Below are 16,022 nucleotides of genomic sequence, written 5' to 3'. Positions count from 1 at the left end.
GCATAAAAAAAAGCACCCTTATAGGATGCTTTTGTTATGAATCGACAAGGTGCAGTTACAGAAGCGCGGCAAAGATTCCAAGAAAAATCATCAGCCCCACCCAACGGTTATGACGGAAAGCCCAGAAACAGCGCTGCGGGTCCTTATCTCGAGTTTTTGACCATTGATAAATAAAATCAATTGCGACGGCTAGAAGCCCCATCAGGCCAAATGGAACAAGCAAATCCTCAATCCATAATGCCGTGCCAATCAAGACCAGACTTAGAACCTGTAAGGTACTAATGATCTGAATATCATGCTGACCGAATAAAATGGCTGTCGATTTTACTCCAATCTTTAAATCATACTCACGATCGGTAATCGCATATTGCGTGTCATAGGCCACGGTCCAAGCCAGATTGCCAAAATAGAGAAGCCAACAAGTTAAATCTGGCGTCTGGCCGACGGCAGTATAGGCCATCGGAATGGACCAGGAAAATGCAGCTCCCAAAAATACCTGCGGCAAATGGGTATAGCGTTTCATAAACGGATAAATGAACGCTAAAAATAACGCGCCAAAGGACCAGTAAAAGGTTTCAATCGGCAGGAAAAATAACAGGCAGGCACTGGCTGCGACGAGCACCAGAAAGACCATCACTGCTTCTTTAGCACTAATAATACCGGTGGCTAAGGGGCGGGTTTTGGTACGCTCGACATGCGCATCCACTTTACGGTCGGCAAAGTCATTAATGGCACAGCCCGCTGCGCGCATAAAAATTACACCTAGAATCATCAGCACTAGAATACTGAGATCAGGGATTCCTTTTGCTGCGACCCATAGCGCCCACATGGTCGGCCAGAAGACCAGCTCTGTGCCAATTGGCTTATCAAAACGACAAAGATAATAATAGGCGCTCAGACGTTCACGCCAGGTAATTGCTTGTGCAGTTGCCATATCAAGTTAAGCCTGTTGATTTTGTATAAAGTGTTCAAATGCCGGTAAAAATGTTTCTTGTACAATAAATTTACAACCATGCCAAGTATAGCAGCTCTGGCGGGTCCAGCCCTCTTCCAGATAAATCACACGTCGTTCACAGTTTGGATTGGTCCGCTGGAATAATAGCCAGCCAATCGGCTTCGATCCAATGTGCTGAAAAATCCGCGCACGTTTTTGCAAGCTTAATATCGGAAATATACTTTTTGCTTTGACCCAAGGCTGCTCTTCACAGCCATATAAATAACTTTCTCGCACCCAGGACGTATGCTGATGTGGCATCTGCATCCACCGCGCATCCACAAATTCCAGACGCTGAAAATGTTCCTGCTGTGGCTCTACCCGGAACTGACCACCGGCCAAATCCGTTAATTGCTGCGTCAATGATCCTGAGGCATACAGCCACTCTCGAAGCGCAGCAGGTATATGCGGTCCATGCGGATTTTTAAATTTTACACTCACAACGTTATCAACTTCACGATTAGGCATTATCTGTCTTGGCAATCACTTCATATTTTCCATTTGGCAACTTTTTCAAAATCATGCCATCTGTGGTGAGATAAAAACTTTGTGGGTAGTCATAGTCCAAAGCCAGCTCAGGATGACGTAATGCCACAAACTCGACCTGCTTATAACCTTCAGGTGTACGCGCAACTTCTACATAGGTCACTTCAGAAAAATTCAGTTTAAAGCCTTTACTATGATCCTGAGGATCAATCCAGGGAAAAAAGCCGGTATGTCTTTTACGTTGTGCCATAACTTCATATCTTTGATCAATAACAGCATCATACAAAAAAACCCGCACAAAGGCGGGTCTTTTTTACAGTGAAATTCAGATCAGAATTACAGACTGTAGTACATGTCGAATTCAACTGGGTGAGTAGTCGTGTTTAGACGACGTACATCTTCAGTCTTAAGTTCGATGTAAGCATCAAGCATTTCTTTAGTAAACACGCCACCTTTAAGCAGGTAGTCATGATCTTCTTTAAGAGATTCAAGTGCCATTTCAAGGCTGTGTGCCACTGTAGGGATTTTCGCTTCTTCTTCAGGAGGAAGATCGTACAGGTTCTTGTCAGCAGCTTCACCTGGGTGAATCTTATTTTGGATACCGTCGATACCCGCCATCAACAATGCAGCGAAACCTAGGTACGGGTTCATCATTGGATCAGGGAAACGTGCTTCAATACGTTTGCCTTTAGGGCTAGAAACGTAAGGAATACGGATAGAAGCTGAACGGTTACGCGCTGAATAAGCAAGCATAATCGGTGCTTCGAAGTGAGGTACCAAACGTTTGTATGAGTTTGTAGATGGGTTAGTGATCGCATTCAATGAACGAGCATGTTTGATCACACCACCGATGAAGTACAATGCCATTTCTGAAAGGCCTGCATATTCATCACCAGCAAACAGGTTCTTGCCATCTTTAGAGATCGACATGTGAACGTGCATACCAGAACCGTTGTCGCCTACCATTGGTTTAGGCATAAAGGTTGCAGTTTTAGCGTATTGGTGCGCAACGTTCCAAACAGCATATTTGAACTGTTGTACTTCGTCAGCTTTACGAACCATTGTGTTGAAGCTCACGCCAATTTCTAACTGGCAAGATGCAACTTCGTGGTGATGCACTTCTACACGACCTGGGCCCATGATTTCTTCAATTTTTGCACACATGTCTGCACGCATATCTTGATGAGAATCAACAGGAGGAACTGGGAAATAACCACCTTTAACACGTGGACGGTGACCTGAGTTACCTGCTTCGTAATCTTTACCAGTAGACCAAGCAGCTTCTTCAGCGATCAATGTGTGGCGCGCGCCAGACATGTCGATGTCCCATTTCACTTCGTCAAATACGAAGAATTCTGGTTCTGGACCGAAGAATGCAGTATCACCGATACCTGTAGATTTCAGGTATTCTTCTGCACGGCGAGCAATCGAACGTGGGTCACGTTCATAACCTTGACCAGTTGATGGTTCGATAACGTCACAAGTCACAACAACAGTTGGCTCTGCAAAGAACGGGTCGATGAAACCTGTTTCTGCATCTGGACGTAAGATCATGTCCGATGCTTCGATGCCTTTCCAACCTGCGATTGAAGAACCGTCAAACATTTTGCCGTCTTCAAACGTATCTTCATCAATACTGTCTGCTGGATAAGTAACGTGCTGTTCTTTACCCTTGGTATCAGTAAAGCGAAAATCGACCCATTTCGCGCCACTTTCTTGTATGAGTTGAAGGACCTTGTTCGCCATGCTCATTTTGCTCCGATGTTTTTTGTTGCACTCGCAAAGTGCGTGTTAGAAGTTGGTATCTATTAAGCAATTAGCGTACCAACTTTTAAAAGTATATCTAAAATCTTGAAATCTTTATAAGAAAACATAGGAAGATAAAAATACCTTGTCGCTATTATACTGTGACTTAAACTAAATGCACTATATTCAAGCATTCTTCCTAAGATTTGTTGCAGGTATTTTTTTAGCGCACCTAAATAGTGCGATGATTTCATATTAGGTAAGAATAGAAGCACTTTTCAGTGAGGATTTGCGTTTTTATGCTAATTTAGTTTAAAAAATATTCAATTTCGTTTAATTCTGGTTAATTTTTATCAGTTACAAAGTGGTATCTGGAGGTTTGTGTATTAAAAAAGATCACTATTTTGAGTCACTTTTATTCAAATTGTCGATCTTATTGTTTGATTTATCCCATGCATTATTATTCAAATGATGTTTTTTTCAGCATAATTATTTTAATCATTTAAAACTTATTTATTATTAATTTAAAAAAATAATAACTGCAATATTTATTTAAACTTACTTTTCGTCAGTTAATTACTTATACGCACATTTAAAATATTTAAAAGGCTGTGAGCTAATCACCAGGCTGAAAATTGAAAAATTATTGCGCCCGATGTGGCTATTTTTTGCTATGATGAGGCGTGCTTTATTTTCACACAATGAAATCAACGATTTAGTCGTGTATTCCCTAGACTTGCAACAAGTCCCGATAAAGCTCAATCTGGATCACTTTAGCACAGTTAAGTGCAATAATTTCAATAGGTTAAGCTCATGCTTCTAATGATCGACAACTATGACTCCTTTACTTATAACATCGTCCAGTATTTTGGCGAACTGAATCAAGAAGTAAAAGTAGTCCGCAATGATGCCGTGACATTGGAGGATATTGAGCGATGGCAACCCAAGTATCTGGTGATTGGTCCTGGTCCATGTTCGCCAAGTGAAGCGGGAATTTCGATTCCTGCCATTCAGCATTTTGGCGGCAAGATTCCCCTGCTCGGTGTTTGTCTGGGACATCAAAGTATTGGTCAGGCTTTTGGCGGCGATATTATTCGTGCCAAACGCGTCATGCATGGTCGTTTGTCTGACATGTATCACAGCGACAAAGGTATTTTTAGCAACTTGCCGAATCCTTTCTCTGCGACGCGTTACCACTCGCTGGTGATTGATCAGGCCACTTTACCTGAATGCATGGAAGTGACCTGCTGGACCAATGAAGAAGATGGCTCTATGGAAGAAATCATGGGGATTAAACATAAGACACTACCGATTGAAGGTGTGCAGTTCCATCCGGAATCAATCCTGAGCCAGCATGGTCATCAGATCTTTAAAAACTTTCTTGAAATTTACGCATAATGGGCAAAACGCAAGTCATGAATATTCAACAAGCTTTAAGCAATATTACTAAAAACATTCACCTGACTCAGGAACAAATGGAAGACGTGATGCGCACCATTATGTCTGGCGAAGCAACCGATGCCCAGATCGGTGCTCTGCTCATGGGTCTACGCCTGAAAGGCGAAAGTATTGACGAGATTACTGCTGCAGCACGTGTCATGCGTGAACTGGCAACCAAAATTGATGTCAGTGATGTCCCTCATCTGGTGGATATCGTCGGTACAGGCGGTGATGGACAAAACCTGTTTAACGTATCTACCGCTTCAGCCTTTGTAATTGCAGCAGCTGGTGCAACGATTGCCAAACATGGTAACCGTGGTGTTTCTACCAAATCAGGCTCTTCAGATTTACTGGAACAGGCAGGCATTAATCTTGATTTGAATATGCAGCAAACCGAACGCTGTATCCGTGATATTGGTGTGGGCTTCCTGTTCGCACCGAATCATCACAAAGCCATGAAATATGCGATTGGTCCACGTAAAGAACTGGGTATTCGCAGTATTTTCAACCTGCTCGGCCCGCTTACGAATCCGGCCGGCGTAAAACGTTTGGTCATCGGGGTATTTTCCAATGAACTTTGCCGCCCAATTGCAGAAGTCATGAAACAGCTCGGTGCTGAACATGTCATGGTCGTACATTCACGTGATGGCTTAGATGAAATCAGTCTGGCTTCTTCGACGCATGTGGCTGAGCTGAAAAACGGTGAAATCACTGAATGGGAAATCATTCCTGAACAGGTCGACATTGAATCGCAAACCTTAACTGGCTTAATTATTGAAAGTTCAGCAGAAAGTCTGGCTCTGATTAAAGATGCCTTAGGCAAGAAGAAATCTGAGATCGGTCATAAGGCTGCCAATATGATTGCCCTAAATGCCGGTGCTGGTATTTATGTATCAGGCCTGACTTCAAGCTATAAGCAAGGTGTGGCATTGGCACACGATATTATTTATGGTGGCCAGGCACTGGAAAAAATGAGCGTGCTGTCTGAATTCACCAAAACCATCAAACAATATGAAGCTTAATACGGTCAGGAATTTGAATCATGGTTGATATTGCAAATACAATTTTGGGTAAAATTGTTGATCGTAAGAAAGAAGAGTTCGCTCTTCGTTTGAAGCAGAAAAGCTATAAGGATATAGAAGAGTTAGCTCAAGGCGCGACACCTGTACGTGGTTTTGCTCAATCTTTAATGTCTAAACGTCCGGGTGTAATCGCTGAAATTAAAAAGGCTTCTCCGTCCAAAGGCGTGATTCGTGAAAACTTCAATCCTGCAGAAATTGCGGCACAATATCAGGATGCCGGCGCTGCCTGTTTATCTGTACTGACTGATGTAGATTTTTTTCAGGGTGCTGATGAAAATATTCAGATCGCCCGTTCGCACTGTGACTTGCCTGCGTTGCGTAAAGATTTCCTGATCGATCCTTATGGTGTGATTGAAGCGCGTGCACTACATGCAGACTGTATCTTGCTGATCGTGGCCTGTCTGTCTGATCAGCAGTTAGAAGAAATGTCTAAAACCGCATTTGAGCATAATCTGGATGTACTGGTTGAAGTGCATGATGAAGAAGAATTAGGACGTGCTTTAAAACTGTCTGATCGTTGTCTGCTGGGTGTGAACAACCGTAATTTAAAAACTTTTGATGTCGACCTGAATACATCACTACGTCTGAAAAAATTACTGGATCCTTCACGCCTGCTGGTCACTGAAAGCGGTATCGCAACCCCTGCTGATGTTGCGATGATGCAGGAACATGATATTCATGCTTTCCTGGTCGGTGAAAGTTTCATGAAACAGCCACGCCCAGATCATGCTTTCCGTGATTTATTCGGTGAGCCTGAATCGGTTTAAAATATTAAGTATAAAAAAAGCCCCATCTCAGCATGGGGCTTTTTTTTATTTCTATTAACCAAATTCATTTAATACTGAGTTAAATGATCAAAATAAGAGATTAATTTTTCAAATTCTGGCAGTTCAGAATAGGACTCATCCGCCTTGATTTCATCTGCCCAATCCACCTTCGAGTTCAGACAAAAACTCAGTCTGTGCTGAATTTTGGGTGCTTGATCCAGAAGCCCTAAAGGAATCCAGATCAATGCAATTGTACCTACCTGATTCGGTACAGGCGAGCCACAGTGTTGACAAAAATGAGAACGAAATCCGGTCTCTTTTTGATAGCAGGAAATTGAAGTCTGTTCTGAGGTCCATTCAAAATATTGCTGATGAACTAAAGTTGCTGCATTTGCGGCCGTACCACTCTGTTTACGACATAAACTGCAGTGACAATGATACATGGCCTGAATATTCGTATTTACTTTGAACTGGACATCGCCACACAAACAACTGCCTGAATAACTCATTTTTTTATTTTCCAGGTTTGATTGATTTATATTTAAAGAGAGATGTTCCATCGAGGCAACTGTTAAGATGATAAAAGGAGAATATTCATGAATTATTTTCTATTTAAAGTTCATCAAGCTATACAATCTTAGAAAACTATTGAGAAATTAATGCTGGGTTTGGGATATGTTGTATTTAGTGCAATTCATTTCTCCTTTCAGTCATTTAAGACTATAATTTACCAAATTCAGTATCTCCCCCGTTTCCAGATTATGAGCAAACACGATTCTTCGCTTTCTAAAGATCAGTACAATTTACTGAAAGATCTTAAAAAGCAAATTAGTCATCCTCAGCCTAAGGCTGAACCTGTTGCCCCTGTCGTGAAAACAGCGGAGCAGGAACAGGAGGAAGACCTCGATCTATTTCGCAAGCAGATGCAAGGCGTACAAAAAATTGATGCCGGCAATATTGCGAAAATAGAAAAATCTCCCAAGAAAAAAGTCGATGCGCAAACTTTGGCCAAGCGTGCTGCTGCCGAAGGCCCCATGCATACCGATGAAACCGTCCTGTCTGATACTCAAGCCATGCTCAATCCGGTTGGCAGTCAAGCGAGCTTAAGCTACCGCATTGCGACCTTGCAGCATAAGGTTTTTGAAGATTTAAAAGCAGGCAATCTGCGCTGGTTCGAAGCTGTCGACCTGCATGGTTGTACGGTCGAAGAGGCACGTCAGGCTGTGCTTCAGATTATCCAGATCGCCAAAGATGAAAACCAGAACGTGATCAAGATCGTACATGGCAAAGGGCCGGAAGCGATTTTAAAAACTTATGTCAACGGCTGGTTACGTCAGCACCGTGATGTTCTGGCCTTTGTCAGTGCGCCTGAAAAACAGGGTGGCACTGGCGCAGTTTTAGTTTTGCTAAAACGTGCAGAAAAAAATCCAAAGTTTAAACAGTAAGCGGATTTACCCCCAAAATAAGGCATTGTAAAAGATTTCTGCTACAATGCCGTCCTTGTTCATTCTCAGTTTAAGTGAATACGTCATATGACTATGCAGCAATCTTACGCAAACATTCTTACTGCCGTTGGTGAAGATCTCAATCGCCCTGGTCTCAAAGATACGCCCGTGCGTGCTGCGAAAGCGTTTTCGTATTTAACCTCAGGTTATAGCCAGACTCTGGAAGAAGTAACCAATAGTGCAGTTTTTCCATCAGATAACCGTGAAATGGTTTTAGTGAAAAATATCGAATTTTATTCACTCTGCGAACACCATTTATTGCCATTTTATGGCCGTGTACATATTGCCTATTTACCTGAAGGCAAGGTACTGGGGCTGTCTAAATTTGCCCGAATTACTGAAATGTTTGCCCGTCGTTTGCAGATTCAGGAAAATCTGACCCAGCAAATCGCAGAAGCGGTTGCTGAAGTCACCAATGCACGTGGTGTGGCTGTGATGATTGATTCAGCACATATGTGTATGATGATGCGTGGTGTTGGCAAACAGGAATCGACGACGCGTACGGTGTCATTTATCGGTGACTTTAAAACCGATAAAGAAGTCCGCCGTGAGTTTTTAGGCGCTGTACCAGAAAGTTATTAATATAGATTCATACATGAAAGCCTCAATTGATATTGGGGCTTTTTTACACGATGAGGTTACGAAAATGTCATCTATTTGGATTGCGGGTCAAGGTTTAGGCCAGGCTGAAGAAAGTATCGATTATCCACGGCCAGACCGGCTGGTTAAAGGCAATCCTAAACGCCTGACCCAGAGTGCCTATCAACATCCCAATATGGATTGCGGAATCTGGCAATGTGAAGTGGGTGCCTGGAATATCGTATTTGCCGAGAATAAACAGGAATTCTTTCAGGTAATCGAAGGGATCGTCCGTTTACATGATGCTCAAAGACAATCCTTTGTTGAAATCAAAGCAGGTGAAGCCGGCATTATTCCACCCGGTTTTATTGGCACTTTTGAAGTGGTTGAAGCCGTTAAAAAATATTATGTCGTGGTAGAAAGTTAAAACATAAGTACGAATTTCATATCTTCATCAGTTAAGGAATTTTGCAATCAATTCCTTAACTTTTCTACGTATTCATTCAATTTCTTAAAATTTTATCCCTACATTCTTTTCAAAAAGTTGTCTCATTAACTTAACTTCCCTAGTTTTAAAAATAAACAAATTGATGCTGCATAATTAATTTCCTGACTACATTTCCTGCCATGTTTAAATACAGATCTTTTGTTTAGAAGGCTGCATGATCCAAGTGTATAAATTCTGGAAACAGCCATGAGTAGAAAACAGCCTGATCCGCCTAAACGCCCTTCACGTGTTCATTCAAATAGTTTTGACTATAGTCTAGATTTTAAAAAAATTGATTTCCGTAAACGTCCAGACTTATACCGGATTGGACGCGGTGAGCAAGGCGTGCTTTTAGTAGAACCTTATAAGTCGGAAATTCTGCCCCACTGGCGTTTTGCAGATGCGGAAAAAGCCCAAGCCAGTAGTGAAAAAATTTATGCCCTGTTTCTAGAATATTTAAAACATGAAGATTTCGTCGGGGCCGATATGGCACGCAAGTTTTTACAAATGGGTTATACCCGCGCCCGACGTTATGCCAATCATAAAGGCGGCAAAAAATACGATGGTCCGGTTCCAGATGATAAAAAGGGTTTAAGTGGTGCGCATGGGCGTGAGGAATTGCCGCGCAGTTCTGAAGATCCGGTTAAAGCTGCTGCAGCGAAAATATTTAAACAAAAATGGGATAAAGCCAAAGTCCATCCCGAATATGTACGGCAAAAACAGCAATTTCAGGCTGCGATTCAGCAGCAAATTTTAAATTAGACAGACACTTTTTGTGTGCCCTGAATTTGAGAAGGTTGCGCCAGATAGACCCGGTTACGCCCTGTATTTTTAGCCATATACAGTGCAGCATCTGCGGCATCCAGGAATCTTTGGTAATCTGGGTGACCATCAAATAACGCACAGCCGATACTAACCGTGAGTCTAAATTGCTGTCCTTGAGCCGTACTGATCAGGCCATGCTCTACATATTTACGGATATTTTCAGCAATGTTCAGCGCGCGTCTTTCATCGGAATCCACCAGCAGCAGCAGGAATTCTTCCCCACCGACACGGAAGGCGTAGTCACTGCCCTGAATATATTTCTGTAAGGCATCAGCAATAAATTTTAAAGCCAGATCGCCGGCTGCATGACCATATTTATCATTAATGGCTTTGAAGAAGTCGGCATCAATCGCTAGCAAGGATAATGGTGTCTGGTTATCACGAGAGAAATTGATTTCACGTGAAATAATGGTATTTAAATAACGGCGATTCAATAACTGGGTTAGAGAGTCATTTCCAGATTCGATGTAATCTGCAACCTGGAATAATTGATCGACCAAGTGCTGTATTTCACGGTTTAAATCACGAATACTTTGAATCAGATTCAGCATCTGATCTTTTTCAGTACATTCCAGCACTGCCTGATTCAGCGTATCGATCTGATAAATTCGCTCGATAATTAAATCGACCTGATCAGAACCGGTAAAGGCATAAGACGCCTTATGAATAAACCATAAGCCAAATTCTGACTTGGACAGCATTTGATGTCTAATGCCTGTAGTGCCAGAAAAGACCTTGAACATCAGCTCATTTTCCCAATCCAGCAATGAACTGCGCTGCTTATCTTTTTGTACCGCGACATCCTGCATTGCAGAAAATACCCGGTAACTGTGCTTCATTTCCTGATTCTGAACTGATTTCGCCTCATAGGAACGACACATAATTTCTGTGGCAAACCCCATGATTTGTATAATATAACTACAGGTAGTTAGCATGTTTGGCTGCGGATTTAAACTTAGCAATTCAAATATTTTGCGCTGAATTTCTCGTACACCACGCATAATCAGCCAGGATGGAATCCCGACGCGTGCATGCACATGTCCAACGATATTCTGTTTTTGCACGGCTTCTGCATAACGCTTATTTAGCGCCACACTAAAACTTTCTGAAAGCCATTGATGTAAAGTATCGCGTAAACGCTGCTGAATCAGCTCATCAGTAAAATATTGAGATGCTTCTTCTTCCAGAAGCATATTTTTATAGAATTCTTCTACCAGTACCAAAGAGTGGTCTTGAATAAACTGAAATGCGTGTAGCAAATCATCCGATGAATAATTTTGACAGATCTGCTCCCACTGCTCCGCCAGCATAGCCATACACTCATTATTCATATAACTTTTCCCGATACTTGCGATTCGCAGTGATATTATGTGACAAATACAACAATATTCAGGCATTTTAACCCAATTACTGAATACAATCTTTGATAATATCGGTAGAAGTCTCCGAACATGAATTTATTTTAAACATTCAAATACAAGTCATTTGATCTATAAACTTCATTTACTCAATATTCGAGGTTATGTTAGCCAAATTAAAAATAATGGACTAAGCCCAGACTCCATTTTTCCCAGTCTTTCGATTCCTGTTGCTGATATTCCCAGCCCACCCGAATGGCATTTTGTGCATTCCAGGCATATTGCAACTGGTTTTTCAACTTCAGTTGCCACTGATGAGAATCTTCCCAATACGGCAGTTCCACCTGTACCAGACTATTGATCTGATCCGTCCAGATATTCTGACAACCCACCGTTGGCCCCATACCGACACGCCATCCTTTGTCAAGCGCTTTTCCGGCCTGCACATGATTTTGTAGCTGCACATAGCAGAGATGTTCACGTGCTTCATTTGCCCAGCTATAGCCACCCTGAACCTGAAAATTGGCTACGCCATGCTGCTGCTCGGTACTAAACTGGCCATGCTGATCCAGTGCTTCCTGTTTCCAGCCCAAACTAAAACCCCAAGATAACGGCGCTTTAAATGCATTGATCGGGTTATAGGAATTCACTGTAAGTAGATCCAGGTGCTCCAGCTTCACGCGGTCATCACGATACTGCAATGCACCATCAAGGAATAATAATTGGGTTCCTGTACGAAGCCCACCTTGCGGATCCATGAGGTCGTGATAAGCCTGACGATGACCCAACTGCACAAAAGTCTCACCCTGTACTTGCCCAGTTTCAAGAACGATATTTCGGGCATGATGGCTTTGAACCGGATCTATTTTTGGACGCTCTGGCTGCTGACGCTGTTTGTCTATCGCCAACTGACTTCTTAGGCCCAATAATTTGCGAAAGCGCGGCTGGGCAAAAGATTCATCTACTTCCTGGCGAAGGAAATCCAGATATAAATGGTCATAGGCCATTTCCAGAATCTTGGCTTGGTCTTCAGCCGGATAATGTTGCAGCATGGCTTCCATTTCAGAGGTTTCTGCATAAGCCACCTGATGCGCAGTTTTTGCCAAGGATTTGCCATGTTGCCGGGCTTGAGCCAGCAATTGAGTTTCCAGCGCCGGACGATAAATTTTCTTCCTGATCAGTCCCTGCTGTTCCACAACTTTTAAAGTTTCGACCGGAATCGCGGCGGTATCGAATTGCTGCTGCAAGTTCAGTTCAGGACGCACCAGATCAAAAAGCCCTAATAGACGATAGGCACAGTTATCATTAATGAAATAATAAGGGAAACTTACCTGCTGCATTTCCCAGAGATGCTTCACCAGAAAACCGGTTTCTTCAGGCGTCAGATTAAGTTCATATTCCCATAAATCACGGCTTTCAAAGTCACCATATTCCTTGACTTTGCGGTAATATGGCATCAAGGAATATTCACCTGGATATTGTCCGGTCAGCCCTTTCCAGGCAAAGGACCAATTATCATTACTGTCAACTGTGGCAGCATAATTGACTGCATAAGAAACCAGATTCAGTTGCTGCTGGTCTTTAGGATCCAGACGCAGCAAAGTATGACCAAACATGGAGCTGGGATTACCCATATAATCGGTGGCATAAATCAGGGTCGCCTGGTAAGGCTTAACTTCATTCATCCAGCGCTCAAAATCCGGGCAACTCGCTTCAGGCAATTGCTGTTCAGAAATATTCAGCTGTTGCATTAACCACTGACTACGTGCCGGGAATTTACATCGTACAGACTGATTGGGTTCTGCGGGCTCAAACAATGCCTGTATATTTTGCTTTAATTCAAGCTGCAGATCTGTCTTGCCCTGCTTTGCCAGAAAATAGCCAGCATAACTGACTTCACTTTTTCCTTCAGCATTGGCATACATCAAACGCTTCCAGGTCGAAGTCTGGTGCAATTTTTTTTGTGTGGCTTGTTCTAGATAAGCTTGAATATCTGGAGAAATTTCGGATGCAAAACTTAGCGGACTCCACAGCAAGGCTGAGAGCAAAAAAGCATATTTCATTCAGTCTACGGTTCTTTTCAGTTTTTATTTATAAGAAAACCCTGCCAGGACAGCAGGGTTTTTACAGCGATACTTAGATATAAGCTTTTAATACTTCATCTTTAGCCATGACTGTTTGTAGAGTACTTAACACTTGTAAAGTATTCTGGTTTTCTTCTGAGTAGATTTCAGAAAAATTCTGCTTAGATACAGTGAAGAAACGTGCTTTGTCTTCTGCCTTGATATTTAGCAGTTCAGCCAGTACATTCAGGCTTTCACCTTCACCTACGGCCATATCGCGTGCCAATGCCTCAGCATTTTCATTGGTAAAAGTCACGACTTGAGCCGTTACTGTACCGCCCTGGCTACATCCTAAAGTACCGAAAGTAATACCCAGCCACTGGTTAGTAAACAGGACGTTTGTTGTACCTGCAAGCAGCTTAGGAATAATGCCTGACTGGCCTGCCCATACCTGGCTACCAATACCACAACCTACATCTCTATCCGCCATCGCCATACCAGAACCCGTTGCCAATACCACAGCGAGCATAATCTTTTTTAACATACTTATTCTCCGGTTATTCTCATGCATCTTTTGTTATTACGCTAATGATGTAATCTTCATTACACATTCAGGAGAGTAGCGGGAAGTCTAATTTGGCGCAATGAAAAAAATGTCCAATTTACATAAAGATAAACAGAATAATTTTACCGGGTTTTTAGACTCCAGTTACCTTGAGAATTACGCTGTCCTAGAATCTTTAATACCAGCACCAGACTGAGCAATAAAAGTAAATACCAGGAACCGAGTTTCCCCCAACCGACCATATGCCATTTTTCTACCTGGCTTGGATATAGCCAGATCTGATAAAAGGTACTGATGTTCTCAGCCACCCAGATAATAAAGGCCAAAATCAACAGGACAGGCAACATCGGCAGCTGAAAAGCATGCTGATTCAACTGAAATCGAATTCTGGTTTTCCAGAACATCACTATACTCCAGACAAATAACAGCAAACGATAGTCGGGAATGAAGAATTTACTCATAAAGTTGATGTAGGACAGTACTGCCAAAGCCAGCATATGGCTAAAGCGCGGCAATTTTTCAAATGAAACTTGGTATAAGCGTAAGGAACGTGCAAAAAAACTGCCAACAGCCGAATACATAAAGCCGGCAAATAAAGGCACCGTCAGTATTTTAAAAATTGCAGGTTGTGGATATTGCCAGGATGCAATCGCCGGATGGGTCAGGAAAATTTCCATAACCATCGCCATGATATGGAACAAGGCAATTACTTTGGCTTCGGCCCAAGATTCCAGTTTGGTATAGAGCAATACCATCTGAATCAGTAAAGCAAAAAATAATAGATAGTCATAGCGGTAGAAACCATAAAAAAGTTCACTACCCATTGATGCGGTTTGTGCAAAAGCAAGCAGGAGCAGAATCCCAAATAAGGCAGCCGAAGCTGCCTTATAGGTAAATTCAAACCCTGATTTAAAAAAGTCGATCAAGGTTTACATCCTAAAGATATTTAGCGCTGTACTCATGTACGGTATCAATAAATACTTTAGGATTGGCTGGATCCACCCACTGGGTAATGCCATGACCTAAGTTGGCTACATAACCGGTTGTTTCACCATTGGCATAGGCATCATCCAGCATCAACTTGGTCGCTTTAGCAATCGCGTCCGGAGTGCCATATAAAGTTGCTGGATCAAGATTACCTTGTAGCGCAGCACGACCTGCAACAGTCTGGCGTGCAACATTGAGCGGCGTGGTCCAGTCCAGACCAAAAGCATCTGCACCGGTCGCGACCATAGGCTCTAGCCATTGGCCACCACCTTTGGTAAACAGAATTACTGGAATCTTGCGGCCATCTTTTTCACGTTGCAAACCTGCCACAATTTTCTGCATATAATTGAGTGAAAATTCAATATATTCACGATGCGCAAGTGCACCGCCCCAACTATCGAAAATCTGCACTGCCTGAGCACCGGCATCGATCTGGGCATTCAGATATTCAGTCACAGCATCTGCTAAACGTTCTAATAAAGCATGCAGAACTTCTGGCTGTGCGTACATCATGTTTTTAGTGAAGCGGAAATCTTTACTCGAACCCCCTTCAACCATATACGTCGCCAAGGTCCACGGGCTGCCGGAGAAGCCGATCAATGGTACTTGCCCCCCCAAAGCCGAACGAATAGTCGATACTGCATTCATTACATAATCAAGGTCAGACTTGGCATTAAATTTGGGTAAATTAGCCACATCCTGTTCAGTCCGCACAGTTTTGTGGAATTTTGGACCTTCACCTGCTTCAAAATACAGGCCCAGACCTAAAGCATCTGGTACAGTCAGAATGTCCGAAAATAAAATGGCCGCATCCAGCTCATAACGGCGTAAAGGCTGTAAAGTCACTTCACAGGCAAATTCAGTATTTTTGCAAAGAGAAAGGAAATCCCCTGCTTTGGCACGTGTTTCTCGATATTCTGGTAAATAACGGCCTGCCTGACGCATCATCCATACAGGGGTAGTATCTACAGGTTCACGTAACAATGCGCGTAGAAAACGATCATTTTTTAAGGTCGTCATTCACTTTCCTATCTATCTTTGATATTGCCCACATCATAACAAAATGACTGCATTTTGAATAACTTCTCATGACTTTAAAAACCGATCATGTTAAGTGATCAAATGTGAGGAATTACAC

General features: G+C 42.5%; 17 protein-coding genes. 7 read left to right on the top strand and 10 right to left on the bottom strand.

Annotated elements, in window-relative coordinates:
- Nucleotides 1-55: 55 nt before the first annotated feature.
- The 4 genes from ubiA to glnA form a co-directional block, all read right to left on the bottom strand.
- Nucleotides 56-934: a 4-hydroxybenzoate octaprenyltransferase gene (gene ubiA, locus FTU46_RS06870; RefSeq protein WP_034702847.1), complete on the bottom strand. Its 879-nt coding sequence runs from the start codon at nucleotides 932-934 to the stop codon at nucleotides 56-58.
- Nucleotides 935-940: 6 nt separating this feature from the next.
- Nucleotides 941-1,462 (bottom strand): chorismate lyase, encoded by a 522-nt coding sequence (locus FTU46_RS06865; RefSeq protein ID WP_218945655.1) that lies wholly within the window; start codon nucleotides 1,460-1,462, stop codon nucleotides 941-943.
- A complete protein-coding gene (locus FTU46_RS06860; protein WP_180015586.1) occupies nucleotides 1,455-1,730 on the bottom strand; it encodes a hypothetical protein in 276 nt (91 codons plus the stop codon). Before FTU46_RS06860 ends, FTU46_RS06865 begins: the two co-directional genes overlap by 8 nt.
- Before the next feature lie 86 nt (nucleotides 1,731-1,816).
- Complete coding sequence (gene glnA, locus FTU46_RS06855) at nucleotides 1,817-3,232, bottom strand: type I glutamate--ammonia ligase (protein WP_171064793.1); 1,416 nt, start codon at nucleotides 3,230-3,232, stop codon at nucleotides 1,817-1,819.
- Nucleotides 3,233-4,039: 807 nt separating this feature from the next.
- Here glnA and FTU46_RS06850 point away from each other — a divergent pair.
- Genes FTU46_RS06850 through trpC form a run of 3 tightly spaced genes read left to right on the top strand, consistent with a single transcriptional unit; the run spans nucleotide 4,040 to nucleotide 6,515 of the window.
- Entirely contained in the window at nucleotides 4,040-4,624 is a 585-nt protein-coding gene (locus FTU46_RS06850) for an aminodeoxychorismate/anthranilate synthase component II (RefSeq protein ID WP_218951176.1), read from the top strand.
- A gap of 17 nt (nucleotides 4,625-4,641) precedes the next feature.
- Nucleotides 4,642-5,688: an anthranilate phosphoribosyltransferase gene (gene trpD, locus FTU46_RS06845; protein ID WP_034590018.1), complete on the top strand. Its 1,047-nt coding sequence runs from the start codon at nucleotides 4,642-4,644 to the stop codon at nucleotides 5,686-5,688.
- 20 nt (nucleotides 5,689-5,708) lie between these two features.
- The gene (trpC, locus tag FTU46_RS06840; protein ID WP_180104621.1) at nucleotides 5,709-6,515 is read left to right on the top strand and encodes an indole-3-glycerol phosphate synthase TrpC; all 807 of its coding nucleotides are present in this window, start codon (nucleotides 5,709-5,711) and stop codon (nucleotides 6,513-6,515) included.
- 68 nt (nucleotides 6,516-6,583) lie between these two features.
- On the opposite strand, the gene FTU46_RS06835 is transcribed toward trpC, so the two are convergent.
- Complete coding sequence (locus FTU46_RS06835) at nucleotides 6,584-7,024, bottom strand: GFA family protein (protein WP_180104620.1); 441 nt, start codon at nucleotides 7,022-7,024, stop codon at nucleotides 6,584-6,586.
- Between the two features lie 252 nt (nucleotides 7,025-7,276).
- Here FTU46_RS06835 and FTU46_RS06830 point away from each other — a divergent pair, with 252 nt between their 5' ends.
- The 4 genes from FTU46_RS06830 to FTU46_RS06815 all read left to right on the top strand — a co-directional run bounded on the left by FTU46_RS06830 (nucleotide 7,277) and on the right by FTU46_RS06815 (nucleotide 9,848).
- On the top strand, nucleotides 7,277-7,960 hold the full coding sequence (locus tag FTU46_RS06830; RefSeq protein ID WP_034590020.1) for a Smr/MutS family protein: 684 nt from the start codon (nucleotides 7,277-7,279) through the stop codon (nucleotides 7,958-7,960).
- Nucleotides 7,961-8,053: 93 nt separating this feature from the next.
- Nucleotides 8,054-8,602 carry a GTP cyclohydrolase I FolE gene (gene folE, locus FTU46_RS06825; protein WP_171064799.1) on the top strand — a complete coding sequence of 183 codons (549 nt, stop codon included), beginning with the start codon at nucleotides 8,054-8,056 and terminating at the stop codon, nucleotides 8,600-8,602.
- Nucleotides 8,603-8,666: 64 nt separating this feature from the next.
- Nucleotides 8,667-9,026, top strand: a complete 360-nt coding sequence (locus FTU46_RS06820) for a cupin domain-containing protein (protein WP_159124404.1) — start codon at nucleotides 8,667-8,669, stop codon at nucleotides 9,024-9,026.
- Between the two features lie 267 nt (nucleotides 9,027-9,293).
- Entirely contained in the window at nucleotides 9,294-9,848 is a 555-nt protein-coding gene (locus tag FTU46_RS06815; protein WP_159124405.1) for a DUF4385 domain-containing protein, read from the top strand.
- On the opposite strand, the gene FTU46_RS06810 is transcribed toward FTU46_RS06815, so the two are convergent.
- The 5 genes from FTU46_RS06810 to hemE form a co-directional block, all read right to left on the bottom strand.
- Nucleotides 9,845-11,242 (bottom strand): diguanylate cyclase, encoded by a 1,398-nt coding sequence (locus FTU46_RS06810; RefSeq protein WP_180104619.1) that lies wholly within the window; start codon nucleotides 11,240-11,242, stop codon nucleotides 9,845-9,847. The two genes, FTU46_RS06815 and FTU46_RS06810, sit on opposite strands and share 4 nt — an antisense overlap.
- Before the next feature lie 203 nt (nucleotides 11,243-11,445).
- Nucleotides 11,446-13,332 (bottom strand): DUF4105 domain-containing protein, encoded by a 1,887-nt coding sequence (locus FTU46_RS06805; protein ID WP_180104618.1) that lies wholly within the window; start codon nucleotides 13,330-13,332, stop codon nucleotides 11,446-11,448.
- A 73-nt stretch (nucleotides 13,333-13,405) separates the two neighbouring features.
- Entirely contained in the window at nucleotides 13,406-13,876 is a 471-nt protein-coding gene (locus FTU46_RS06800; RefSeq protein ID WP_004782788.1) for a DUF3015 family protein, read from the bottom strand.
- A 143-nt stretch (nucleotides 13,877-14,019) separates the two neighbouring features.
- Nucleotides 14,020-14,823, bottom strand: coding sequence for a DUF817 family protein (locus FTU46_RS06795; protein ID WP_159124408.1), 804 nt, complete (start codon nucleotides 14,821-14,823; stop codon nucleotides 14,020-14,022).
- 10 nt (nucleotides 14,824-14,833) lie between these two features.
- Nucleotides 14,834-15,904: a uroporphyrinogen decarboxylase gene (gene hemE, locus FTU46_RS06790; RefSeq protein ID WP_166138565.1), complete on the bottom strand. Its 1,071-nt coding sequence runs from the start codon at nucleotides 15,902-15,904 to the stop codon at nucleotides 14,834-14,836.
- Nucleotides 15,905-16,022: the final 118 nt, after the last annotated feature.

This window comes from Acinetobacter sp. YH12108 (assembly GCF_013419055.1).
In the GTDB taxonomy this organism is placed as follows: domain Bacteria; phylum Pseudomonadota; class Gammaproteobacteria; order Pseudomonadales; family Moraxellaceae; genus Acinetobacter.
The sequence above is the reverse complement of the archived record's forward strand: the minus strand, read 5'-3'. Positions and strand labels throughout refer to the sequence as shown.

Coding starts and splice junctions, on each gene's coding strand:
- ubiA (WP_034702847.1), bottom strand. CDS start 934: ATGGCAACTGCACAAGCAATTACCTGGCGTGAACGTCTGAGCGCCTAT.
- FTU46_RS06865 (WP_218945655.1), bottom strand. CDS start 1,462: ATGCCTAATCGTGAAGTTGATAACGTTGTGAGTGTAAAATTTAAAAAT.
- FTU46_RS06860 (WP_180015586.1), bottom strand. CDS start 1,730: ATGGCACAACGTAAAAGACATACCGGCTTTTTTCCCTGGATTGATCCT.
- glnA (WP_171064793.1), bottom strand. CDS start 3,232: ATGAGCATGGCGAACAAGGTCCTTCAACTCATACAAGAAAGTGGCGCG.
- FTU46_RS06850 (WP_218951176.1), top strand. CDS start 4,040: ATGCTTCTAATGATCGACAACTATGACTCCTTTACTTATAACATCGTC.
- trpD (WP_034590018.1), top strand. CDS start 4,642: ATGAATATTCAACAAGCTTTAAGCAATATTACTAAAAACATTCACCTG.
- trpC (WP_180104621.1), top strand. CDS start 5,709: ATGGTTGATATTGCAAATACAATTTTGGGTAAAATTGTTGATCGTAAG.
- FTU46_RS06835 (WP_180104620.1), bottom strand. CDS start 7,024: ATGAGTTATTCAGGCAGTTGTTTGTGTGGCGATGTCCAGTTCAAAGTA.
- FTU46_RS06830 (WP_034590020.1), top strand. CDS start 7,277: ATGAGCAAACACGATTCTTCGCTTTCTAAAGATCAGTACAATTTACTG.
- folE (WP_171064799.1), top strand. CDS start 8,054: ATGCAGCAATCTTACGCAAACATTCTTACTGCCGTTGGTGAAGATCTC.
- FTU46_RS06820 (WP_159124404.1), top strand. CDS start 8,667: ATGTCATCTATTTGGATTGCGGGTCAAGGTTTAGGCCAGGCTGAAGAA.
- FTU46_RS06815 (WP_159124405.1), top strand. CDS start 9,294: ATGAGTAGAAAACAGCCTGATCCGCCTAAACGCCCTTCACGTGTTCAT.
- FTU46_RS06810 (WP_180104619.1), bottom strand. CDS start 11,242: ATGAATAATGAGTGTATGGCTATGCTGGCGGAGCAGTGGGAGCAGATC.
- FTU46_RS06805 (WP_180104618.1), bottom strand. CDS start 13,332: ATGAAATATGCTTTTTTGCTCTCAGCCTTGCTGTGGAGTCCGCTAAGT.
- FTU46_RS06800 (WP_004782788.1), bottom strand. CDS start 13,876: ATGTTAAAAAAGATTATGCTCGCTGTGGTATTGGCAACGGGTTCTGGT.
- hemE (WP_166138565.1), bottom strand. CDS start 15,904: ATGACGACCTTAAAAAATGATCGTTTTCTACGCGCATTGTTACGTGAA.